This is a genomic window from Paraburkholderia sp. RL17-380-BIE-A, from assembly GCF_046028085.1.
Lineage (GTDB): Bacteria > Pseudomonadota > Gammaproteobacteria > Burkholderiales > Burkholderiaceae > Paraburkholderia.
The window spans coordinates 363,650-386,856 of sequence record NZ_JARESQ010000002.1; the positions used below are offsets into that span (position 1 = coordinate 363,650).

Genomic DNA, 23,207 nt, shown 5'->3' on the forward strand with positions numbered 1-23,207 from the left:
AGGCTGCCATCCGGTGATCGGGAAAAGTGATCATGATAGTCCGATCGGGACTTCTTTGAGGCGCGGGCGCCACATAGGATGGCACCGTAGTCAATCCGCCCACCTCACACTCCGTCCTCCCATGAAAATTTCGCTGATGATCTTGAGCGCCGCGCTGGCTTTCAGCAGTGGCGCGTTTGCCGCTGATTCCACCACGCTGCGCCTCGGCATCGATCCGACCTATCCGCCGATGGACTCCAAAGCGCCCGACGGCAGTTTCAAAGGCTTCGACGTCGATCTCGGCAATGAAATCTGCAAGCGCATTCACGCGCGCTGCCAGTGGGTGGAACTCGAATTCTCGGGGATGATTCCTGCGTTGCAGGCGCGCAAGATCGACGCGATCCTGTCTTCAATGGCGATCACGGAAAAGCGCGAGCGGCAGATTCTGTTTTCGTCGAAACTGTTCCAGTTCAAATCGCGGCTGATCGCGCGGCAGGGTTCCGCGCTTGCGGGCGGCTTGAGCGCGCTGGCAGGCAAGTCGATCGGCGTGCAGTCGGGCACGCAGTTCGAAGGGTATGCGTTGAAGAACTGGGCGCCGCTCGGCGTGCACGTGGTGGCGTACAAGAGCCAGGAAGAAGTCTTCGCCGACCTGGAGAACGGGCGACTCGACGGGGCGTTGCTCGGTTCGGTGGAGGCGGACTATGGATTCTTGCGCACGCCGGCGGGCAAGGGCTTTGCGTTCGTGGGCGAACCGCTCTCGATGGGCGATCGCGGCGTAGGCATCGGCTTGCGTAAGGACGAGACTGCGGTGCAGGCCTCGATCAACGAGGCGATCGCCTCGATGCGCAAGGACGGCACGTATGCGCAGATCGCGAAGAAGTACTTCGACTTCGATCCGTACGGAAACTGATTCTCCGACTCCCGACTTTCTTCTAAAGACTCACGCTCATGAACAGGCAATCGATTCCGCTTCTCTCGCCGGCTATCGGCACGCACCGTGAACTGGTGTCGTTTCACTTCGGACCCGCGAATAGCGGTCAGAAGATCTATATCCAGTCGTCGCTGCATGCCGATGAAACGCCCGCCATGCTGACGACGGTATTGCTCAAGCGCCGTTTGCTCGAACTTGAGAAGCAGGGTGCGCTGAACGCGGAAATCGTCCTGGTGCCGGTAGCGAATCCGGTCGGGCTCGGACAATATGTGCTCGGCCAGTTTCTTGGCCGCTTCGATCTGGGCAGCGGGAAGAACTTCAATCGCCACTTCCTGCAGTTTCCGAAGTTGGTGGCCCAAGCCAAAGAAGTGTTGGGTTCCGATGCCGCCGAGAATGTGCGGATTGTTCGCCAGTTGATTGGCGAAGAACTGGCCGCGCAGAAACCGTTGACGGAATTCGAATCGCTGCAACTGGCAATGCTGAAACTCTCGTTCGATGCGGATGTGATTATCGATCTGCACTGTTCGCTCGAAGCCGCGATGCATCTCTATACGAGCGAGGCCGCGTGGGCCGAGTTCGAGCCTTTGTCGCGCTATCTCGGGGCGCAGGCGTCGTTGCTCGCCACCAACTCGGGCGGCGAAGCATTCGACGAAACGCATAGCCTGTTGTGGTGGCAATTGCAGCAGGCGTTGCCGGCCGACAAGCCGGTGCCTACCGGTGCGATTGCCGTGACCGTGGAATGCCGCGGACAGCGCGACGTCTCCTACGAGGTCGCCCAGGAAGATGCCGACGCGCTGGTGGATTACCTCGTGTGGCGCAGAGCGATCCAGCTCGAAGCGAAGCCTTTACCGGAATTGCTGGCGCCGGCCACCCCGCTGGCCGGCAGCGAACAGTTCTATGCGCCTGTGAGCGGAATCCTCATTCATCGCGCGAAGATTGGCGACACGATTCGCGTCGGGCAACCGCTATTCGATATCGTCGATCCGCTGACGGACGAGACGACAACCATCGTCAGCAAAACGGAAGGTGTGTTCTACATGCGACGCGCGATTCGCTTTGTGACGGCCGGCGCACCGCTCGGGCGCGTAACGGGCACGCGCCCTTTCAGGACCGGGGTATTGCTGGGCGCCTGACAGTTCTCTTTCCATGGGCGCGGACTGTCTACCAGGCCGCGCCTTACTGCTTCCTGCCCACCAGATACGTCACGCCGTTCGGGCCATAGCGTTCCGAATGAGGCTTGTTCGCAGGCACGTGGAAAACGTCGCCGACGTGATACGCGCGCTCTTCGTCGCCCACGCGTATATTCATTTCGCCTTCAAGGATCAGTGCCTTGGCTTCGAAGGGATGCTCGTGAACTTCCATCTCTACGTTCGCCTCGCGCGTGACAACCACGGCGTCGGGGAAGCCTTCTTTCGTCAGGCTTTCGGTGAATGCGTTACGGTCCATAGCGTGTGCCTCGGCAAAGCGATAGTGGAGCTTCACTTTAACGCCGCGCGCGATTTTCTGCAGAGCGTGCTCGCGCAATTGGGCTTCGATCGAGCCTTCCAAACCAGCCACGTACCCGATTGAAGCCCAGCGCGCATGACCCGCTCTTAATTCGCCACCAACACCGGCGCGACCGCCGCCGGATCGCTAATGCTCGGCCGCCCATTCTCGACGTGACCCGCAAGGCGGCGCGAGAAGCTGGCGTCGTCGTTGCTCGTCACCGTCAAGTCGTACCAGTGATGGCTCGACGCCAGTATCCACGCTTCTTCGATATGCGCGCCTGCCGGCACCAGCACCGGACGGGCGCGCGCACCGTAGGCGTTGTCCGTCACCGTCAAACGCGCAATGCCGCCGCCCTTGTTGCTGAACTTGAGGAACACGTTACCGTTCGCGACGTCGTATTGCACCTTCACTTCCGGCTCCGCGCGCTTGTTGCTGCCGTGGCCGCCTGCGAACTGCGCGTTCTGCGCCGTCGCCTGCTGCGTGTTGCCCGCAAACTTGCGCACGAAACCATTCGGCCCGAACACTTCGAACGTGTACACGCCGTTGGTCACCGTCAGATCGAACGTTTCGTTGAGCGACTTGCCTGCTTCGACGGTGTAACGCCACGGGCCATCCGTGCGATTGGTCGAGTACAGATAGAAATGCGCGCCCTGATCGCCGGTGTTGCCGATCGAGATTTCGAACGTGTTCTTCTTCGCGTCTGCGTGCCCGTTCACATGCAACTCGTACGGCAACGGGCGCGCGAAGCGAATCCCGCTTTCCTGCGGGTCGATCGCGCCCGGCGTCGCGGGGACGGTCGGCTTCGGCTGCGTGGCGCACTGGTTGTCGGCGATGCTCTTGTAGTTGCTCGTGTCCGGCAGCGGCGGCACCTTCGAGTCCGGCGTGCGGAAGTCGAACGCCGTGGTCAGGTCGCCGCACACCGCGCGGCGCCATGCCGTGATGTTCGGCTCATACACGCCAAAGCGTGCTTCGATGAAGCGAATCACCGACGTGTGATCGAACACCTGCGAGCACACAAAGCCGCCCTTGCTCCACGGCGACACGATGGTCATCGGCACGCGCGGGCCGAGGCCGTAGGGCAGGCCGTCGGCGGTGTAGCTGCCGCCCCGTAACGGATTCACCACGTTGTGAATTTCGCCTTCGGTGCTGACCGTCGACTTGCCTTGCGCGCCGGTCGTGGCCGGTTGCGGCGGCACGAGATGATCGAAGAAGCCGTCGTTCTCGTCGTACATGATGAACAGCACGGTCTTGCTCCAGACTTCGGGATTCGACGTCAGCGCATCCAGAATCTGCGAGGTGTATTCCGCGCCGTATGCGGGCGTGTAGCTCGGGTGTTCCGAGTACGCAGCCGGCGGGCACAACCACGATACTTGCGGCAGCTTGTTGGCCAGCACGTCGGCCTTCAGGTCGGCGATGGTGCGCACGGTTTGCGCGCGCTCATACAACGGCGAACCCGGCTGCGCGTTGATGAAGTTCGTGAAGTTCTGCAGGATGTTGGTGCCGTAGTTGCCGTTCAGCGGATCGGCGCCAGTCAGGCCTTGCTGGTAGACCTGCCACGAAATGCCCGCGGCTTGCAGACGCTCCGGATACGTGGTCCACGAGAGCAACTGGTAATTCGGCGGCCCGTCGCCGTCGACGAAATCGTTGTTGTCGAGCAGCGGACCACCCAGCGTGCCGGTCGGATCGACCATGCCGGTCATCAGATACGAGCGGTTCGGGTGCGTCGGTCCCGGCAGCGAGCAGAAGTAAGCGTCACAGATGGTGAACGCATCGGCCAGCGCGTAATGGAACGGAATGTCGCTGCGCAGGTGATAACCCATCGTCATGTCGGTCTTGGTGGCCGGCCATTGGTCGTAGCGGCCGCCGTCGATTGCGGCATGGGTCTTGTACCAGGAGTGATCCAGATCGCCGACGCATTGCGCGCTGGTGGTCGCCGTGTTCAGATGGAACGGCAGGACCGGCCGGGTCGGATCTTCCTTCGACGGTTGATACCACACCGGCTTGCCGTTGGGCAGCGGAATCGGGAAGCGGTCGTTGTAGCCACGCACACCGCGCAGGTGGCCGAAGTAGTGGTCGAACGAGCGGTTCTCCTGCATGAACACGACGATGTGCTCGACATCGCGGATCGTGCCGGTGCGCGAAAACGCGGGAACGGCAAGTGCGTTGCGAATCGACTCGGGCAGTGCGGTCAGTGCGGCAGCAGCGCCCGCGGATGAAGCCACGGTCTGCAGGAAACGGCGACGGCTAGTTGATGTCATCGAATATCACCTTCTGCGTGGGAAAAGAATAGCGCGGCTCGCGCGCCGGTGGAATCGGGTCAGTTGCTGCTGCTGCTGCTGCTGCTGCTGCCGCTGTCGCCGGGCGCGTAATGCATGACGGGTGCGACTTGCTGGTTGTCCGCGGCGAGACTGGCTTGCATGTTCTGCGTGATCGGATCGGAGGCCGCGGTTGGGTTTGCCGCAAGCGTTGAAGATGCGTTGAGGATCGGCGTGGCGGGCGATATCGCCGCACCGGGCGCGGCATCGTTGCCGGCAACGGCTTGCGATGAAGACGCCGCGGAAGGCGCGGAATCATCCGCACCGCAACCGCTCAACGCTAAAGTTGCAAGCGCAACCAAAGCGGAAAACCGAGCGGCAACCCGAGCGTCACTCGTGAGGCCTTTGTCTCTTCTCATGTTTTGCATCCAGTTCGTGAAAGCGGATGCAGTCTCCAACCCTTTCAAGAAATAATTGTGAAACGTTTGCGAGTGGTAAAACTTGCGTCTGCGAGTCGGTTTTTCGAAAGGAAGCGGAAAGTGATAAGTAGGAGAATGGTCACCGCAGCGCCATGTGCCTGTCGTCCAGGCACACCGAATGATTGACGGCTTTGTTCAACCGGTAAGTTCATGACACACATCGAACGACCTTTCGACATCACGCGTCTCGAAGACGAATGGCTGGAAGCGGATGGCTTCGGCGGGTTCGCGTCAGGTACGGTCGGCATGCTGCGCACGCGCCGTTATCACGCGCTGCTGCTCTCGGCTACGCGTGCGCCAGGCGGGCGTGTCGTGCTTGTCAACGGCGTGGAGGCGTGGCTGGAGGCGAATGGCAAGCGTTATCCGTTGAGCATGCAGCGATACGTGCCGGATCTGATCTATCCGGACCTGACAGCGAGTCTGGTTACGTTCGACACCGCGCCGTGGCCGACGTGGCGTATGCAACTCGACACGCATCTCGTGTTGACCGCCGATGTGTTCGTTAGCAAGGCGACCCGCGAAACGGTTTTGCGCTGGCGTCTGGAGGGTGTCGGAAACAAAGCTGAAGCGATCCCTCTCACATTGAACGTCAGGCCGCTACTATCGGGCCGCGACTACCACGCACTGCATCATGAAAACGCCGCATTCAATTTCAATGCGCAGACGAGCGACGATCGGGCCTGCGTGAACTGGCAACCCTACGGCGATCTGCCGGTGATCCAGTGTGCGACGAACGGCGTCTACACCCACGCGCCGGATTGGTATCGCAACTTCTGCTACGTTCGCGAGCGAGAACGTGGGCTCGATTTCAGCGAGGATCTCGCGACGCCCGGCGTGCTCACCTTCAATCTCGCCGATGGTGAAGCCGTGATGATTCTCAGCGCTTCTCACACTGCGAGCGCAACGCAATCTCCAAACGCAATGGCGGCAGCCGCGCATGCGACAGAACTCGCGCGCATCGAACAACAGCGCCGCGACGCCCTTGGCTCTCGCCTGCAACGTTCTGCCGATACCTACGTGGTCGAGCGCAACGAAGGCCGCACGATCCTCGCGGGTTTTCCGTGGTTCACTGATTGGGGGCGCGACACCTTTATCGCAATGCGCGGCTTGCTGATCGCATCGGGCCGGTTCGACGACGCTGAAGCGATCCTGCTCGAATGGTCAGGCACGCTATCCGAAGGCATGCTGCCAAATCGCTTCCCCGACTATGGCGACACGCCGGAATACAACTCGGTGGATGCGTCGCTGTGGTTCATCGTCGCCGTGCACGACTATCTCGCGACCCATCACGCTAGCGTTGCGACGCAGCAGCGCCTGCAACAGGCGAGCGAATCCATCCTCGCGGGCTACACGAAAGGCACGCGCTTCAACATCCAGGCATCCGCCGACGACGGCCTGCTCAGCGCCGGCGTACCCGGCGTTCAACTCACGTGGATGGATGCGAAAGTCGGCGACTGGGTGGTGACGCCGCGCATCGGCAAGCCGGTCGAAGTGCAGGCGCTCTGGATCAACGCATTGCGCATTGCAGCAACGTGGAATTCGCAGTGGCAGCCTGCCGCCGACCGAGCGTTGCAAGCGTTTCATGAACGCTTCATCGATCCAGCCACGCAAGCGCTCTTCGACAACGTGGATGTCGATCACGTCAAAGGCGCGATCGACCGCTCGATCCGCCCCAACCAGATCTTCGCCATAGGCGGCCTGCCGTTTCCCTTGCTGCAAGGCGCGGCGGCGCGTGCGGTGCTCGATCAGGTCGAAGCGCTGTTGCTCACGCCGCTGGGGCTGAGGACGCTCGCACCGTCCGACCCGGCTTATCGCGGGCACTACGGCGGGCCTCCATTGGAGCGCGATGGCGCCTATCATCAAGGAACCGCGTGGCCGTGGCTGCTCGGTCCGTTTGTCGAAGCGTGGCTGCGAATCCACGGCGGCGAGGCGGACGCCCGCATGCAAGCGAAAACGCGCTTTCTCGACCCGCTCTACGCGCATCTCGATCATGCCGGCCTCGATCATCTCTCTGAAATCGCCGATGGCGACGCGCCGCACGCTCCGGCCGGCACGCCCTTTCAGGCCTGGTCGCTGGGCGAGTTGCTGCGCATGGAAACGCTGCTTGCCCGGTTGCCGACCGCCGGCGCCTAAACCGCGCTACGATGTGTGTCCCACCGCCAAGCCTGATGCAAGGACGTAGTCATGCCACCGCTGCGCGCTGCCAATCTGCTCGCCACCATTGAGGGTTCACGGCTCCATTCGGCCGACTGTGCGCATTGGCAGCGCTGGGGACCGTATCTCAGCGAGCGTCAATGGGGCACCGTGCGCGAGGATTACAGCGCGGACGGTACAGCGTGGGACTCGTTTCCGCACGACCATGCGCGCAGCCGCGCTTACCGCTGGGGCGAAGACGGCATTGCCGGATTCGGCGACGACAAGCTGAGCTGGTGCATTTCGCTCGCGCTCTGGAATCGCAAGGACGCGATCCTGAAGGAGCGCCTGTTCGGTCTCACGAATGCTCAAGGTAATCACGGCGAAGATGTGAAAGAGCTGTACTTTTACGTCGACGGCACACCGACGCATTCGTACATGCGCATGCTGTACAAATACCCGCATGCCGCCTATCCCTACGAAGACCTCGTGCAGGAAAACGCGCGACGCGGCGGCGACATGCCGGAGTACGAAATTCTCGACACGGGCGTGTTCGACGATTTACGCTACTTCGACGTGCAGGTGGAATACGCGAAACACGCGCCGGACGATATCCTCATGCGCGTGACCATCGAGAACCGCGCGGACCAGGCGGCCTCACTGGATGTGCTGCCGCAAATCTGGGCGCGCAATTCCTGGTCGTGGAAGGAGAACAAGGACAAGCCCTCGCTCGTTGCCGGCGCGGACCACAATGGCGACGCGCATGTGGTCGGGCATCAGCATGGCCAGGAGCCGATCGTCGTCACGGCATGGTCGAAAGACGCGCCGGTGACATGGCTCTTCTGCGAGAACGACACCAACGTCAAGCGTCTCTTCAATACGGACGGCGCGGGTCCGTTCAAAGACGGTTTCAACGATTATCTCGTGCACGGCGATGAACACGCGATTCGCCGAGACGCTGGCACCAAGGCCGGCGCGCATGCTGCGATCGAGCTCGGACCCCGTGGACGTGCGGTCGTGTACATGCGCTGGCGTCCGCAGTCGAGTCCCGACGACGTGCAACTCGACGCCGACGCGATATTCGCGCACCGCATTGCCGAGGCCGACGAGTTCTATGGCGCGTTGCAGCACGATATTACCGACCCCGACGCGCGCCTGGTGCAGCGTCAGGCGCTCGCCGGCATGCTGTGGTCGAAGCAGTACTACCAGTACGACGTGCAACGCTGGCTCGAGGGCGACCCGCTTCAGCCTGCGCCGCCTGCAAGCCGCAAGCATGGCCGCAATATGGACTGGCGGCACTTGTGCAACGCGGACATCGTGTCGATGCCCGACAAGTGGGAATACCCGTGGTACGCGTCGTGGGACCTGGCGTTTCATGCCGCCGCGTTCGCGCTGATCGACCCGGCGTTCGCGAAGCGGCAATTGCTGTTGCTGGTGAAGGACCGCTATCAGCATCCGAACGGTCAGATTCCTGCGTATGAGTGGGCGCTCGGCGACGCCAATCCGCCGGTGCATGCGTGGGCCGCGTGGCGCGTGTACGAAATCGACCGCGCGCTCACGGGCAAGGGCGATCGCGATTTTCTCGAACTCGTTTTCCACAAGCTGCTGCTGAACTTCTCCTGGTGGGTGAACCGTAAGGACGCCGACGGCCACAACATTTTTCAAGGCGGCTTTCTTGGGCTGGACAACGTCGGTATTTTCGACCGCTCGTCGCCGCTGCCGACCGGCGGCCACATCGACCAGGCCGACGGTACCGCATGGATGGCCGCGTACGCGCTCGACCTGATGCGTATCGCGCTGGAACTCGCGTACGCCAATCATGTTTTCGTCGACATCGGCGTGAAGTTCTTCGAGCACTTTCTGTATATCGCGCAAGCCGTGAGTTGCGACGACGGCTGCGATACCGGCTTGTGGGACAGCGAGGACGAGTTCTTCTACGACAAGCTGCGTTTGCCGGACGGCAGCAGCGTTCCCATGCGCCTGCGCTCGATCGTAGGGCTGATTCCGCTGTTCGCCGTGCATGTGCTCGAAGAGCGTCTGCATGGCGGCTTGCCGTGTTTGCGTGAGCGGCTTGTCTGGTTCCTCGAACATCGTCCGGATCTGGCGAAGCTGGTTTCGCGCTGGAACGAGCCGGGCAAGGGTAACTCGCTGTTGCTCTCGCTATTGCGCGGGCATCGGATGAAAGCATTGCTGCGCCGTGCGCTCGACGAAAGCGAATTTCTCTCCGATCACGGCGTGCGAGCGCTCTCGCGCGTTCATCGCGATCAGCCGTTCGTGTTCAATCACAACGGCGACAGTTTCACCGTGAAGTATTTGCCGGCCGAATCCGATACGCGCGTGTTCGGCGGTAATTCGAACTGGCGCGGACCAGTGTGGATGCCGGTGAACTATCTGCTGATCGAATCGCTGTATGAATTTCATCGCTACTATGGCGACAATTTTAAAGTCGAGTATCCGACCGGCTCGGGCCAGGCGTTTACGCTGAGCGAAATTGCAGACGAACTGGCGCGCCGGTGTACCACGCTGTTTCTCAAGAACAAGGATGGCGAGCGTCCGGTCATGGGCGCGTATCCGTTATTGCAGGCCGACCCGCGTTCGCGCGATCTGATCCTGTTCCATGAGTATTTTCATGGCGATACTGGGCGCGGCGTGGGCGCTTCGCATCAAACCGGCTGGACCGGTCTGGTCGCGTTGCTGTTGCAACCGCGCGTGATGGGCGCATCGGGCAACGTGCCGTTGCCGGGCGAAACGGATCGGGAGCCTGTGCCAGCTTCACCGTCGGCGCAAGCCGCAGCAGCGGCGCGGTCGCCCGAGCCCGCGCCGGCATCCGCACCCGAGCCCGCGCACGCATCGGCGAAGTAGTGCGCGGCGGCGCCGAGTCTATGAGGTGAGTGAGGTTACATAAGCCCTACAACATTGCACGGCGAACAGGGGCGCGCGGCGGTTTTTGAACTGTGTGGGTTCAAGCGTGGTCTTTCATGTATCACCACGTTCGTTCCATTGGTTTCCAAAAGTGAATCCCATGTCGACTACACCGAATAACCGAACATCCGCTCGCCCCGCCGCCAGTCAACAGCCGAGTTGCAAAGTCAGCGCGAGCCCGCAGCAAGCGCCGGCTTCGCCGGCTGGCAAGCGGCCCGCGCCACCTTGTACGCTGGTGATCTTCGGCGCGGGCGGCGACCTGACGAAACGGCTCCTCATGCCGGCGCTCTACAACCTGGCGGTGGACAGCCTGCTCGACGGCGGGATGAAAATCATCGGGGTGAATCATGGCGAACGCGAGACGAGCGAGTGGCGCGAAGACCTGCACAAGTCGCTCGAACAGTTTGCCGCCGACAAAGCCAGCACCTTCCACGCCGGCAAGCTCGACGACCAGGCGTGGGACTGGGTCGCGCAACGGCTCGAATACATGGCCGGCGAATTCGAAACTGACGATGTCTTCGCGAAGCTCAAGCAAAAGATCGAGCAAGCGCCGGGCGCTAACGTGATCTTCTATCTCGCGGTCAGTTCGCGCTTTTTCAAACCGATCGTCGAGCGTCTCGGCAATGCTGGCCTGCTGAAAGAGGGCGACAGCGGCGGCTTCCGCCGGCTTGTGATCGAAAAACCGTTCGGCACCGATCTCGCTTCGGCACGCGATCTGAACGCGCATATCCTGTCGTACGCAAAGGAATCGCAGGTCTATCGCATCGATCACTTTCTCGGCAAGGACACCGTGCAGAGCATTCTCGCGGTGCGCTTCGCCAATGCGCTGTTCGAACCGATGTGGCGGCGAGAATATATCGACTGTGTGCAGATCACCGCCGCGGAAACGATCGGCGTGGAAGGGCGCGGCAAGTTCTACGAACAGACCGGTGCGTTCCGCGACATGGTGCCGAACCATCTGTTCCAGTTGCTCGGCATGGTCGCCATGGAGCCGCCCAATTCGTTCGATGCCGAGGCCGTGCGCGACAAGAAGGCTGAGATCTTCGACGCCATCCAGCCGCTGACTCCGGACGACGTCGTGTTCGGTCAATATGCAAAGGGCCCGGCGGGTGTCGGCTACCGCGAGGAGCCGGACGTCGCGCCGGACAGCACGACGGAAACCTACGCAGCGGCACGCGTGTTCGTCGAGAACTGGCGTTGGGCCGGCGTGCCGTTCTATCTGCGCACCGGCAAGCGCTTGGCCGCGCGTCGCACGGAAATCTCGGTGCAACTGAAACCGGTGCCGTTCCGCCTGTTTCGTGACACTCCAGTGGACGCACTTACGCCTAACGTGCTGACCTTGCGCATCGATCCCGCGCATGGCACGAGCTTCGACTTCAACGTGAAGACGCCGGGGCCGGTCATGCAAGTCGGGCCAGTGCAGTCGTCGTTCGACTATGGCGACTTTTTCGCGGAGCGGGCGAACGTCGGCTACGAGACCTTGCTCTACGACTGCATGCTCGGCGACGAGACGCTATTTCAGCGTGCCGACAGTATCGAAACGAGTTGGTGCGCGGTGGACGACGTGCTGCATCCGAAATCGGGCGGTGCGATGCCGGTGCATGGTTATGCGGCCGGCAGCGAAGGTCCCGCGGAAGCAGACGCGCTATTGGCGCGCGACGGTCACAAATGGCGGCCGTTGAAACAGGACGCCGTTCAGAAGAAGTAATTCAACGAGCCGCACTAACGCAATCGGGGGACACCGTGGCGACACGTAAGACGAAAGTGACAAGCAGTACCGAGCGAATTCTGGCGATCGACGTTGGTGGCACGGGTTTGAAAGCCGCGATCATCGACGCGGACGGCAAGATGAAAACGGAGCGCGTGCGAGTGGCGACACCGCATCCGTGTACGCCGGATCAACTCGTGGACGCGCTGGCGACGCTGGTCGCACCGCTCGTCGAACAGGAGCCGCCTACGCTGATGTCGATCGGCTTTCCGGGCGTGGTGCGCAACAACCGTATTCTGACCGCGCCGCACTTTGGCGTCGAAGGCTGGCACGATATTCCACTGGCTGATTCACTGGCACAGCGCCTGGGCGGATTGCCGGTTCGTATGATCAACGACGCCGAGATGCAGGGTTTCGCTGCGATCCAGGGCCAAGGCCTCGAATTCGTGCTGACGCTCGGCACGGGCGCGGGGACGGCGATGTTTCGCGACGGTGAGCTGATGCCCCATCTGGAGCTTGCGCATCACCCGGTCAGCAAGAAGGGCGTGGCTTACGACGAATACATCGGCGAGGCGGCGCGTGAGAAAGTCGGAAACAAACGCTGGAACCGGCGCGTTCAGAAGGTGATCGGGATCCTGAGCGCGCTGGTGAACTACGACAAACTGTGGATCGGTGGCGGCAACGCTGAGCGACTCAAGTTCGATCTGCCGGCAAACGTGGCGACCGTTTCGAACGATGCGGGCATTGAAGGCGGCGCGCGTCTGTGGCATGCAAAGTCCATGCGTGAATCGCGGCAATTGCCGGAAGCCAATCAACGGGCGGGCCGCTTCAAGTGATCTTCGCGCGGCGCCTGCCGCCCTCGCGGCAGGCGGTTGCGCTTAACGCGCCGCGTCGCCCCAACGATATTCCACGCTCGCTTCGTCGAGTTGCGTCTTGATCTGCGAATCGAGCACGAACTCGGACGCCGCGAGCGTATCGCTCAATTGCTCGGCGCGGCTCGCACCGATAATCGCGGATGTGACGAGCGGGTTCGCCAGCACCCAGGCGAGCGAAATCCGCGTCAGCGATTCACCGGTCGGCGCCACGATGGCTTTCAATTGCTCGATCGTCTCGAACTCGCGTTTGTGCCAATACCGCTGCTGATACATCGCGCCGGCCTTGCCGACGGTTTCGGTGAAACGCCCGGACGTCGGCGTCGCATCCAGTTGATGCTTGCCCGTGAGCAGCCCACCCGCGAGCGGGTTGTATGGCATTACGGCCAGTTGCTCTTCGTCTGCGAGAGGCAGCAACTCGCGCTCGATCTGCCGGAACAGCAAGTTATAGCGAGGCTGAACGGAGACGAAGCGCGCCACACGCAAAACATCGGCGCGGCCCAAGGCGCGGGCGAGCCGATACGCGAGAAAATTCGACACGCCGATATAACGCGCCTTGCCTGATCGCACGATCACGTCCAGCGCTTCGAGGGTTTCGTCGAGCGGCGTATTCGCGTCGTCGGAGTGAAGCTGGTAGAGGTCGACGTAATCGGTGCCGAGGCGCTGCAACGAGGCGTCGATGGCATCCAGCAGATGTTTACGCGACGCGCCTTGATCCCACGCCGCCGGTCCCATCTTGCCGACCGCTTTCGTCGCCAGAATGAAGCGGTCGCGTTTGCCCTTCAGCCAGCGCCCGACGATCTCCTCCGTGCGACCGGCAATACTCTCGCCGCCGCCGAGCGGATACACGTTGGCCGTATCGATGAAGTTCACGCCGGCATCCGCCGCCGTGTCGAGTATGCGATGCGAGTCATCTTCTTCGGTCTGCAGGCCGAAGGTCATCGTGCCGAGACACAGGCGCGAAACGGTCAGGCCGGTGCGGCCGAATTTGCGATATTGCATGGTCAACTCCGGGGGATGAACGGAACAGTTCAAGATGCAGTGTTGCAAAAAGGATAAACCGTGTCGGGAATTGATGCCGGCTGCGATCGCTGTAAACCGTTAGTAAGTTGAAAGCTTCGGTTCGGTGTGTTTTGAACTTACAAGCAAGAAAGCCTTTTATTTCAATGCAAGTAACATTACTGAAATGTAATATTCAGGCATAACTCGAGCGCCTTAAATTACATATGCCTTTCAATAGTAAAAAATAGAAACAATTCCGTTACGAGGGGTAAGCGACGCTGCGATTGATGCGGTTTTATGCGTGTGGAATGATAGCGATTCTCATTTAACAGCAGCCAGCCATCCCGTCATCGGTGCCGTGCGCACGAGACCGGCAGCCAGCCAATTGCGAATTTGTCATTGATTCCATCTCAGGTATGCGAGTCGGGCAAGCGCATCTCTGACGGGATTTCCATGTTCAACCACACGCCGCTTGCGACAGCGTTAGCGCTAGCTTTTGCCGTTCCCTTTGCGACTCCGGCGGTCGCGCAGACCGCTCCGCAAACCGCGTCGCCAGCCGCCTCGCCGGCCGCGACGACCACCGCCGACAGCCATACCTTGCCGACCATCGGCGTCTCGGCGCAGGCTGAACAACAGGACTTCCAGGCAGAGCGGTCGACGGTCGGTGCAAAGACGCCCACGGCGCTGCGCGATATTCCGCAGACCGTCACGGTTATCAACAAGGCCGTGCTGCAATCGCAAGGCGCGACCTCGTTCCAGGACGCGCTGCGCAACGCGCCGGGCGTGACGATCGGCGCGGCCGAAGGCGGTCAGATCGGCAACAACATCAACCTGCGCGGCTTCACCGCACAGAACGACATCTATCTGGACGGTTTCCGCGATCGCAACCAGTACTATCGCGACACGTTCGACCTCGAAGAAATCGAAGTGCTGTACGGTCCTTCGTCGATGCTGTTCGGTCGCGGTTCGACGGGCGGCGTGATCAACCAGGTCAGCAAGAAGGCGAACCTGAAGGACTCGGCGGAAGTCACGGGCATGATCGGCACCGACGCCAAATATCGCAGCACCGTCGACGTGAACCATAAGCTGACGGAGACCTCGGCGATTCGCCTGAACGCATTCGGCCAAAGCCTCGGTTCGACGCGCGACGAGATGAAGAACAAGGACTACGGCATCGCGCCGGAAGTGCGCTTCGGGATCGGCACGCCGACCGAAGTCACGATCTCCGCGCTGATCCAGCACAACTACGACATGCCTGACTACGGCGTGCAGGCGTTGAACGGCCACCCGTCGCCGGTGCCGAAGAACACCTTCTACGGCTTGACCACCGACCGCACGATTCAGGACGTGCAGACGGTCACGGCCGCGCTCAAGCACAAGTTTTCGGACAACCTGATCCTGACCAACCAGACGCAGTTCTCGCACTCGATGACCGACGCGCGCGAAACCGCGCCGCAAGCGGTGCTGACGGGGCCGCTCGCGAGCAGCACCGCGTTGACCAACGGCAACTACACGACGTTGTCGCCGTCGCAACTGTTCATCAAGTTGCAAAGCCACGACCGTGTGATCGAGAACCACTCGCTGTACAACGACACGATGCTGCAATACAAATTCGTGACCGGCCCGATCAAGCACGACCTGATCGCCGGTGTCAGCCTCAGTCACGACAGCTATTCGAACCAGGCGTACACGCGTAACAATCTGCCGGTCGTTTCGATGGTGAATCCCGCGTATCTGTCCACGCCCGCAGGTGTGACGACGACGGTCGGCAACTACGCAGACTCCGGATCGAACGAAATCGGCGCCTACCTGAACGACACCGTATCGATCGGCCAGCAATGGAAGGTGATTGGCGGCTTGCGTTGGGATCGCTTCCAGGCGCAGATCCACAACACGATCAGCCTGCCGGCCTACGCCACGCAAACCAATTTCTTCACCAGCGTGCGCGCCGGGGTGATCTATCAGCCGACCGACTGGCAGTCGTACTACGTCTCTTACGGCACGTCGTTCAATCCGTCCCTCGAAGCGCTGACGGTAACCAACCTTACGCAGAACCTCGCGCCCGAGTCGACGAGATCGTACGAAGTCGGCGCGAAATGGGATCTGCTCGGCGGCAATCTCTCGGTGACGTCGTCATTCTTCCGCCAGGAAAAAACCAACGCGCGCACCCAGGTGTCGCCGACGGAATACGAGCTGGACGGCGACGTTCGCGTCGACGGATTCCAGGCCGGAGTGACGGGCCACATTACGGACAAATGGCAAGTGTTCGGCGGCTACACCTACATGGACGCCATCATCCTGAAGGCGCGCGACGGCACGCAAGGTCACGTGCCGGCCAACACGCCGCGTAACACGCTGACGTTCTGGACTACCTACGCGTTCACGCCGCATTGGGAAATCGGCGGCGGTCCGACGTATATGTCGCCGCGTTACGCATCGAACACGAATTACGTGCAGGTGCCGGGCTACACGCGCTGGGATGCGACCGCGGCGTATCACGCAAAGAAATACGACGTCCGCCTGAACCTGCTGAACCTGACCAACAAGACGTACTACGACGCGTTGATTCCGTCGGACGGCGGCCGTTCCGTACCGGGTATCGGACGCACGTTGCTGGCGACGTTCGATTACCGCTTTTGATGCACGTTGAACGGGTGCGTTAGGCTTGCCGTTTTCGAAGACGGCAAGTCGACGCAAAGGAACCATCATGTTGCTGCACATTCCGAATGTACTGAGCGCCGAGCAGTTGCGCGTCGTGCGCGAGCGGCTCGACAATGCCGGCGACGCGTGGGTCGACGGCCGCGCGACCGCGGGCTATCAGGGCGCACCGGTCAAGCGTAACCAGCAGATTGCCGAACACACGCCCATTGCGCGCCAACTCGGCGACGTGATTCTCGCGTCGATCGAACGCAATCCTCTGTTCATCAGCTCGGTGCTGCCGAACCAGGTGTATCCGCCGCTCTTCAATCGTTACGAAGGCGGCATGCAGTTCGGCAGTCATGTCGACGGCGCCGTGCGAGTGCTGCCCAACGGCGTGAAGCTGCGCACCGACGTCTCCGTGACGCTGTTCATTTCAGACCCCGCCGACTACGACGGCGGCGAACTCGTGATCGAAGACACGTACGGCGTGCAGCAGGTCAAGCTGCCGGCGGGCGACATGATCGTCTATCCGGCGACGAGTTTGCATCAGGTCACGCCGGTCACGCGCGGCGTGCGCGTCGCGAGTTTCTTCTGGGTGCAAAGCCTCGTGCGCAGCGATACGCAGCGTGCGATGTTGTTCGACATGGACAACGCCATTCAACGGCTCAATGCCACCAACGCCGACGACGCCGCACGCCGCAGCCTCGTCGGCATCTATCACAACCTGTTGCGTAACTGGAGCGAACCGTGAGCGCACCCGAGGCATTCGACATTCAAGCGCCCAGGGGCATCGACCGCGCGGCCCGCGAGCCGCAGCGCCTTGACGGCGGCGAGTTGAAGGCGCGCCAGCAGCGCTCGCGCCGCGCCACCTTCATCAAGTGGCTGCGCAAGGTGCATGGCTGGGTCGGTTTGTGGGGCGCGGCGCTGGGTTTGCTGTTCGGCACCACGGGGTTTCTGCTGAATCATCGCGGCGGTCCGCTCAAGGTATCGACCGGCGAGCCGCAGGTCGCGGTGTTGCAGGTGCCGTTGCCGCAACCGGCGCCCGAGACGCCACGCGATCTGGGCAAGTGGCTCAAGCATGAACTGAAACTGGCGGGCACGCCGGGGCGTGTTCAGAAAGAGCCTGCGCATCCGGTCGCTTGGGGCGAGCGCAGCGTAGTCCAGCCGGAGCACTGGCAGCTCAATTTCGCGTCGCCCCGAGAGAACACGTCCGCCGAATATTGGGTGGGCAACGGTTACGTGACGGTCAAGCGCAGCGAGAACACGTTCCTCGCGGTGCTGACTAATCTGCACAAGGGGGTGGGCTTGAGCGTCGGCTGGGTGCTGCTGATCGACACGCTGGCCGGTAGCATCATTCTCTTGTCCCTTACCGGCGTTCTGCTCTGGACGGAGTTGAACAAACGCAAGACCGTCGGCGCGGTGTTGGTGCTGGGATCGATCGTCGCCGCAGTATGCGTCGGGTTGCTGTAAATGCCGCTGCGGGCAGGGCGTAATCCCGGAGAAATCCGCCGCCTTGCCTGACTCGCGCTCGGGAAGATCGTCTTTCCCGAGCGTTGCACCGAGGTACGTTTTACCGGCAGTTCAAGCTCCCCTCGCAGTATCCCTTCCACGCTGCCAGCGTTCCGTTCGGCACACGCTCTCCGGCGCGGCGAAAGGCCCGCTCCGCGCGTCGTCTCAACTTCCTCCGGCATCCGTCTACGTGCGAGAATCGCGCTACATCAATTGCGCGTTAACGTTGGCTATCCATTGGATCAGGCACCGCTTTTGCAATCGCGGTCCGCACGACTATGAGCCACCGCGTCGAGGAGATCGCGTTGAACGAGCCGGACCGCTTCTTATCGGATGCATTGCCCGCCGACCTCGCCGCGCCGTCATTCCTTGCCGGCGGCGGCGAACTGGGCGCGCTCATCCGCGCCTACGACTGGACGCAGACGGCGCTCGGCGCGCCCGACACCTGGCCGCAAGGGCTGAAGATCGCGATCCGCATCATGCTCACATCGCGTCAGCCGATCTGGATTGGTTGGGGCGACGAGCTGATCTATTTTTACAACGACCCGTACAAATCGATCATCGGCGGCAAGCATCCGGTCGCGCTCGGTCAACCGACCAAGGTCGTCTGGCGCGAAATCTGGACCGATATCGAGCCGCTTCTGAATACCGCGCTGGCCGGCGCGGAAGGCATCTTCGTCGAACAGAAGCTGCTTATCATGGAGCGCAACGGCTTTCCCGAGGAGACGTATTACACCTTCTCGTACAGCCCCATTCCCGGCGATGACGGCGAACCCGGCGGCATTATCTGCGCCAACAGCGACGGCACCGCACAGGTGGTCGGAGAGCGGCAGTTGGCGCTTCTGAAGGAACTCGCGGCGGTCAGCCCCGACGGCCGCGACTGGCGCGAAGCGTGCAAGCTCAGCGCGCGTGCCTTGCGGTCCAATCCGCAGGATCTTCCATTCGCCTTGCTGTACGCCGCCGAACCCGGCGGCGACACGGCCACGCTGGTCGGTTCGAGCGGCATCGAGCCGGATCACCCGGCGGCGCCGCGGACAATCAAGCTCGACGGCGACTCGCTCTGGCCGGTCGGCGACGTGATGGAGATGCAGGCGCCGCAGCTGGTGCGTGATTTGACGCAGCGATTCGGCACCGAGATGCCGCGCGGGCCGTGGCATCTCGCGCCGCAGCAGGCGGTCGTTCTGCCGGTGTCGCCCGGCGGCGAGGCGACGCAAGCCGTGGTTCTGATCGCCGGCCTGAATCCTTGCCGCCTTTTCGACGACGCCTATCGCAGCTTCCTGAATCTGAGCGCCGGCCAGATCGGCGCGGCGATCGGCTACGCGCGCGCTTATGAGGAAGAGCGGCGGCGCGCGGAGGCGCTGGCTGAAATCGACCGCGCGAAAACCACGTTCTTTTCCAACATCAGCCACGAATTTCGTACGCCGTTGACGCTGATGCTCGGCCCTCTCGAAGAACTGCTCGCCAAGCCGCAACTTGCCGCGAGCGGCGACAACGCGCGGATGGGCAGCGATATCGAGGACCGCGCGCTGATCGAGATCACGCATCGCAACGGCTTGCGGCTGCTCAAGCTCGTTAACGCGCTGCTGGATTTTTCGCGCATCGAAGCGGGACGCATGCAGAGCCACCCGCAACCCACGGATATCGCGTCGTTCACGGCCGAACTCGCGTCGCTGTTCCAGTCCGCGATCGAAACAGCGGGCCTGCGGCTCGAGGTGGAGATTCCGGCCACGCCCGTGGTCGTGCAACTCGACCGCGAGATGTGGGAAAAGGTCGTGATGAACCTGCTGTCCAACGCCTACAAGTTCACGTTCTTCGGCACGATTCGTGTCGCGGTTCGTGAGGTCGTTGGCGGTGGCGTCGAGGTTAGCGTGACGGATAGCGGGATCGGTATTGCCGAAGAAGAAGCGCCGCGCCTCTTCGAGCGCTTTCATCGCGTGGCGGGCGCGCCAGGACGCTCGGTCGAAGGCAGTGGCATTGGGCTCGCGATGGTGCAGGAACTGGTGAAGCTGCACGGCGGTACGGTGCGGGTCGACAGTGCGCTGGGCCAGGGGGCGTGCTTCACCGTCTCGCTGCCGCGTGGCGCCGTGCAGCCCCAGTCCGAAGACTCAGCCGTGCATGCCGCCATGAGCAAACACGCGCGCACCTATGTCGATGCCGCGTTGCGCTGGAGTCCGGAGAACGAAATCCTCACCGATGCGCCAATCGATGCGACGCCGGCCGGCGAGGTGTCGCCCGACGCCGCGCCGGTCTCTGCCGCGCGGCTCCTGGTCGTCGACGACAATGCGGACTTGCGTGAGTACATGAGCCGCATCTTGCGTGCGGCAGGGCACGACGTGCGTCTTGCGACCGACGGCCAGGCCGCGCTCGAAGCCGCGCGCGAGGAGCGTCCCGATCTGGTGCTCTCCGACATAATGATGCCGCGCCTTGACGGCTTTGGCCTGCTGCGTGCACTGCGCGCCGATCCGGACCTGCGCGACACGCCGGTGCTGATGCTGTCCGCCCGCGCGGGCGAGGAAGCGCGCGTGGACGGCATCGAGCACGGGGCCGACGACTATCTGACCAAACCCTTCTCGGCGCGCGAACTGCTGGCCCGCGTGTCGGGCAACCTGCAACTCGCCCGCTTGCGCCGCGAGACCGAGATGAAGCTGCGCGAGGAATCGCGCACGCTGGAGATTCTCAATCGCGTGGGCTCGACGGTGGCGGCCGAACTCGATCTGAACCGCGCAGTGCAGATCGTGACGGACGCGGCTACCGAACTGACCGGCGCCGCGTTCGGTTCGTTCTTCTATAACGTGCTCGACGACAAGGGCGGCAGCTACATGCTGTACACGCTGTCCGGTGTGCCGAAGGAAGCGTTCGCGGGCTTTCCGATGCCGCGCAACACGGCGGTGTTCGCGCCGACGTTCAAGGGCGAAGGCATCGTTCGCGTCGACGACATTACTCAGGATCCGCGTTATGGCCATAACGTGCCGCATCGTGGCATGCCGGAAGGCCACCTGAAGGTGCGCAGCTATCTGGCCACGCCCGTGCAGTCGCGTAGCGGGGAGGTGGTCGGCGGCCTGTTCTTCGGCCATCCGGAGCCTGGCGTGTTCACCGAACGCGCCGAGCGGATCGTGGCCGGTATCGCCGCGCAAGCGGCCATTGCCATCGACAACGCGCGTCTGTACCAGGCCGCGCAAAGCGAAATCGCCGAGCGCGCCAAAGCGCAAAGCGCGCTGCACGATCTGAACGAAACGCTGGAGCGCCGTGTGATCGAGACGGTGGCGGACCGCGACCGTCTGTGGGAGTTGAGCGAAGATCTACTGGTGGTGGCCGATATCGAAGGCCGTTTGCAGCGCGTGAGTCCATCGTGGAGCAATGCGCTCGGCCATAACATGCATTGGCTCATGTCACGTTCCTACGTCGACCTGGTTCACCCGGACGATGTCGCGGTCGTCAGCACGCATCTCGCCGAATTGCGTCGCACGGGCGTGCCGGTGCGCTATGAAAACCGCTTCAAGCGGATCGACGGTACGTGGCGCTGGGTCGCGTGGACGCTCGCGCTCGATCCCGACACGGCGCGCATTCACGGCGTGGGCCGCGACGTCACCGCCGACAAGGAAACCACCGAGGCGCTGCGCCACGCCGAAGAAGCGCTGCGCATGGCGCAGAAGATGGAAGCGATCGGCAAGCTCACGGGCGGCGTCGCGCACGACTTCAACAATCTGCTGCAAGTGATAGGCGGCAATCTGCAACTGCTGGCGAAAGACGTCGCCGGTTCCGAGAAGCCCGAGCAGCGCGTGCGCAATGCGCTGGCGGGCGTGGCCCGCGGCGCGAACCTCGCCTCGCAGTTGCTGGCGTTCGGGCGGCGTCAGCCGCTCGCGCCGAAGGTCGTCAATCTCGGCCGCTTCGTGCGCGGGCTCGACGACATGTTGCGACGCGCGCTCGGCGACGGCGTCGAAATCGAAACGATCGTGTCGGGCGGCTTGTGGAATACGCTGGTCGATCCCTTCCAGGTCGAGAACGCGCTGCTGAACCTCGCGATCAACGCGCGCGACGCGATGAACGGCCACGGCAAGCTCACGATCGAAGCCGGCAACGCCGCGCTCGACGACGCCTACGCCAAGCGCAACGCGGAGGTCACGCCGGGCCAGTACGTGATGCTGGCCGTCACCGACACGGGCGCCGGGATGCCGCCGGAAGTCCGTGAACGCGTGTTCGAGCCGTTCTTCACGACCAAGCCCGAAGGTCAGGGCACCGGCCTCGGCTTGAGCATGGTGTATGGCTTCGTCAAGCAGTCGGGCGGGCATGTGAAGATCTACAGCGAGGAGGGGCACGGTACGACGATTCGCATCTATCTGCCGCGGGTGCGCCAGCAGGAAGACCTCGAAACGAATATCGACGCCGGTCCCGCAAAGGGCGGCGCGGAAACGGTTCTGGTGGTGGAGGACGACGAGGAAGTGCGCACGACGGTGGTCGAAATGCTGTCCGATCTCGGCTATCGCGTGCTGAAAGCGAAAGACGCGCAAAGCGCGCTCGCGATCGTCGAAAGCGGCGTGCCGATCGACTTGCTGTTCACCGATGTGGTAATGCCCGGCCCGCTGCGCAGCACCGAACTCGCCCGCAAGGCGCGCGAACGGTTGCCCGCGATCGCGGTGCTGTTCACGTCGGGCTATACGGACAACGCGATCGTGCATTCCGGGCGGCTCGATGAAGGCATCGAATTGCTCAGCAAGCCCTACACGCACGAAGCATTGGCGCGCAAAGTCCGATACGTGCTGCAAACGCAGAATCCACTGGCGGCCGAAATCGCCGAGGCCGAGCAGCATCTTCTCGAGGTCGATCCGCCTGCCATGCCGGATAGCGCCGGCAGTTTCGCGGCTCAGACGCGGCCAAGGATTCTGCTGGTGGAAGACGACGAACTGATTCGCGCGAGCACCGCCGAATTGCTGCGCACGTTCGACTTCGACATTCTGGAGGCCGAAGGCGAGCACGACGCCAGGCAGATTCTCAGCGAACATGCGATCAGCGTGATGCTCACCGACGTAGGGCTGGCGGGCAAGTCGGGCATCGATCTGGCGCTGGAGGTGTGTGGCGAGCGGCCCGATCTGCGCGTGATCTTTCTGACCGGCTACGACCTCGTGCTGACGCCGGAGCAGCGCAAGGTCTTGCCGCAGGCCATCTTGTTGCGCAAGCCCTATGATCTGCTCGATCTCATCGATGCGCTGAAAACGCCGCTCGGCTGAGGCCGCCGCGTTAGACCTGTTGAAGCAGGCCGGCAGTTGCCGGCCTGTCAGCGGAGAAGGCGGC

At 62.4% G+C, this 23,207-nt stretch carries 14 protein-coding genes; 11 read left to right on the forward strand and 3 right to left on the reverse strand.

Going from position 1 to position 23,207, the window contains the following annotated elements; genetic code table 11:
* The first annotated feature begins 121 nt into the window (after positions 1-121).
* Together P0D68_RS04415 and P0D68_RS04420 are read left to right on the forward strand one after the other, a co-directional pair.
* A complete protein-coding gene (locus tag P0D68_RS04415; protein WP_408294834.1) occupies positions 122-889 on the forward strand; it encodes a transporter substrate-binding domain-containing protein in 768 nt (255 codons plus the stop codon).
* A gap of 38 nt (positions 890-927) precedes the next feature.
* Complete coding sequence (locus P0D68_RS04420) at positions 928-2,043, forward strand: succinylglutamate desuccinylase/aspartoacylase family protein (protein ID WP_408294837.1); 1,116 nt, start codon at positions 928-930, stop codon at positions 2,041-2,043.
* A gap of 43 nt (positions 2,044-2,086) precedes the next feature.
* Here P0D68_RS04420 and P0D68_RS04425 read toward each other — a convergent pair whose 3' ends face one another.
* Both P0D68_RS04425 and P0D68_RS04430 read right to left on the reverse strand, forming a co-directional pair.
* Complete coding sequence (locus P0D68_RS04425) at positions 2,087-2,356, reverse strand: cupin domain-containing protein (RefSeq protein WP_408294840.1); 270 nt, start codon at positions 2,354-2,356, stop codon at positions 2,087-2,089.
* A gap of 146 nt (positions 2,357-2,502) precedes the next feature.
* Positions 2,503-4,656, reverse strand: coding sequence for a phosphocholine-specific phospholipase C (locus tag P0D68_RS04430; protein WP_408294843.1), 2,154 nt, complete (start codon positions 4,654-4,656; stop codon positions 2,503-2,505).
* 159 nt (positions 4,657-4,815) lie between these two features.
* On the opposite strand from P0D68_RS04430, the gene P0D68_RS04435 reads away from it, so the two are divergent.
* The 5 genes from P0D68_RS04435 (at position 4,816) to P0D68_RS04455 (ending at position 12,731) form a co-directional block, all read left to right on the forward strand.
* Positions 4,816-5,127, forward strand: coding sequence for a hypothetical protein (locus P0D68_RS04435; protein WP_408294846.1), 312 nt, complete (start codon positions 4,816-4,818; stop codon positions 5,125-5,127).
* A gap of 155 nt (positions 5,128-5,282) precedes the next feature.
* On the forward strand, positions 5,283-7,265 hold the full coding sequence (locus tag P0D68_RS04440) for an amylo-alpha-1,6-glucosidase (protein WP_408294849.1): 1,983 nt from the start codon (positions 5,283-5,285) through the stop codon (positions 7,263-7,265).
* Between the two features lie 51 nt (positions 7,266-7,316).
* The gene (locus P0D68_RS04445; protein WP_408294852.1) at positions 7,317-10,127 is read left to right on the forward strand and encodes an MGH1-like glycoside hydrolase domain-containing protein; all 2,811 of its coding nucleotides are present in this window, start codon (positions 7,317-7,319) and stop codon (positions 10,125-10,127) included.
* Between the two features lie 160 nt (positions 10,128-10,287).
* A complete protein-coding gene (zwf, locus tag P0D68_RS04450) occupies positions 10,288-11,895 on the forward strand; it encodes a glucose-6-phosphate dehydrogenase (RefSeq protein WP_408294855.1) in 1,608 nt (535 codons plus the stop codon).
* 35 nt (positions 11,896-11,930) lie between these two features.
* Positions 11,931-12,731, forward strand: coding sequence for an ROK family protein (locus P0D68_RS04455; RefSeq protein WP_408294858.1), 801 nt, complete (start codon positions 11,931-11,933; stop codon positions 12,729-12,731).
* Positions 12,732-12,773: 42 nt separating this feature from the next.
* Here the strand turns inward: P0D68_RS04455 and P0D68_RS04460 are convergent, their stop codons facing one another.
* Positions 12,774-13,769, reverse strand: coding sequence for an aldo/keto reductase (locus P0D68_RS04460; protein WP_408294861.1), 996 nt, complete (start codon positions 13,767-13,769; stop codon positions 12,774-12,776).
* A 453-nt stretch (positions 13,770-14,222) separates the two neighbouring features.
* Between P0D68_RS04460 and P0D68_RS04465 the strand changes: the two genes are divergently transcribed.
* The 4 genes from P0D68_RS04465 to P0D68_RS04480 all read left to right on the forward strand — a co-directional run bounded on the left by P0D68_RS04465 (position 14,223) and on the right by P0D68_RS04480 (position 23,143).
* Complete coding sequence (locus P0D68_RS04465; protein ID WP_408294864.1) at positions 14,223-16,409, forward strand: TonB-dependent receptor; 2,187 nt, start codon at positions 14,223-14,225, stop codon at positions 16,407-16,409.
* Positions 16,410-16,476: 67 nt separating this feature from the next.
* Positions 16,477-17,160 (forward strand): Fe2+-dependent dioxygenase, encoded by a 684-nt coding sequence (locus P0D68_RS04470; RefSeq protein ID WP_408294867.1) that lies wholly within the window; start codon positions 16,477-16,479, stop codon positions 17,158-17,160.
* Positions 17,157-17,879, forward strand: a complete 723-nt coding sequence (locus P0D68_RS04475) for a PepSY-associated TM helix domain-containing protein (protein WP_408294870.1) — start codon at positions 17,157-17,159, stop codon at positions 17,877-17,879. The genes P0D68_RS04470 and P0D68_RS04475 overlap by 4 nt, the downstream gene beginning before the upstream one ends.
* Positions 17,880-18,196: 317 nt before the next feature.
* Positions 18,197-23,143: a response regulator gene (locus tag P0D68_RS04480; RefSeq protein WP_408294873.1), complete on the forward strand. Its 4,947-nt coding sequence runs from the start codon at positions 18,197-18,199 to the stop codon at positions 23,141-23,143.
* Positions 23,144-23,207 lie beyond the last annotated feature (64 nt).

What these genes read in the sequence shown, in the direction of transcription:
- P0D68_RS04415 (WP_408294834.1), top strand. Translation starts at nt 122, where the DNA reads ATGAAAATTTCGCTGATGATCTTGAGCGCCGCGCTGGCTTTCAGCAGT.
- P0D68_RS04420 (WP_408294837.1), top strand. Translation starts at nt 928, where the DNA reads ATGAACAGGCAATCGATTCCGCTTCTCTCGCCGGCTATCGGCACGCAC.
- P0D68_RS04425 (WP_408294840.1), bottom strand. Translation starts at nt 2,356, where the DNA reads ATGGACCGTAACGCATTCACCGAAAGCCTGACGAAAGAAGGCTTCCCC.
- P0D68_RS04430 (WP_408294843.1), bottom strand. Translation starts at nt 4,656, where the DNA reads ATGACATCAACTAGCCGTCGCCGTTTCCTGCAGACCGTGGCTTCATCC.
- P0D68_RS04435 (WP_408294846.1), top strand. Translation starts at nt 4,816, where the DNA reads ATGTTCTGCGTGATCGGATCGGAGGCCGCGGTTGGGTTTGCCGCAAGC.
- P0D68_RS04440 (WP_408294849.1), top strand. Translation starts at nt 5,283, where the DNA reads ATGACACACATCGAACGACCTTTCGACATCACGCGTCTCGAAGACGAA.
- P0D68_RS04445 (WP_408294852.1), top strand. Translation starts at nt 7,317, where the DNA reads ATGCCACCGCTGCGCGCTGCCAATCTGCTCGCCACCATTGAGGGTTCA.
- zwf (WP_408294855.1), top strand. Translation starts at nt 10,288, where the DNA reads ATGTCGACTACACCGAATAACCGAACATCCGCTCGCCCCGCCGCCAGT.
- P0D68_RS04460 (WP_408294861.1), bottom strand. Translation starts at nt 13,769, where the DNA reads ATGCAATATCGCAAATTCGGCCGCACCGGCCTGACCGTTTCGCGCCTG.
- P0D68_RS04465 (WP_408294864.1), top strand. Translation starts at nt 14,223, where the DNA reads ATGTTCAACCACACGCCGCTTGCGACAGCGTTAGCGCTAGCTTTTGCC.
- P0D68_RS04470 (WP_408294867.1), top strand. Translation starts at nt 16,477, where the DNA reads ATGTTGCTGCACATTCCGAATGTACTGAGCGCCGAGCAGTTGCGCGTC.
- P0D68_RS04480 (WP_408294873.1), top strand. Translation starts at nt 18,197, where the DNA reads ATGAGCCACCGCGTCGAGGAGATCGCGTTGAACGAGCCGGACCGCTTC.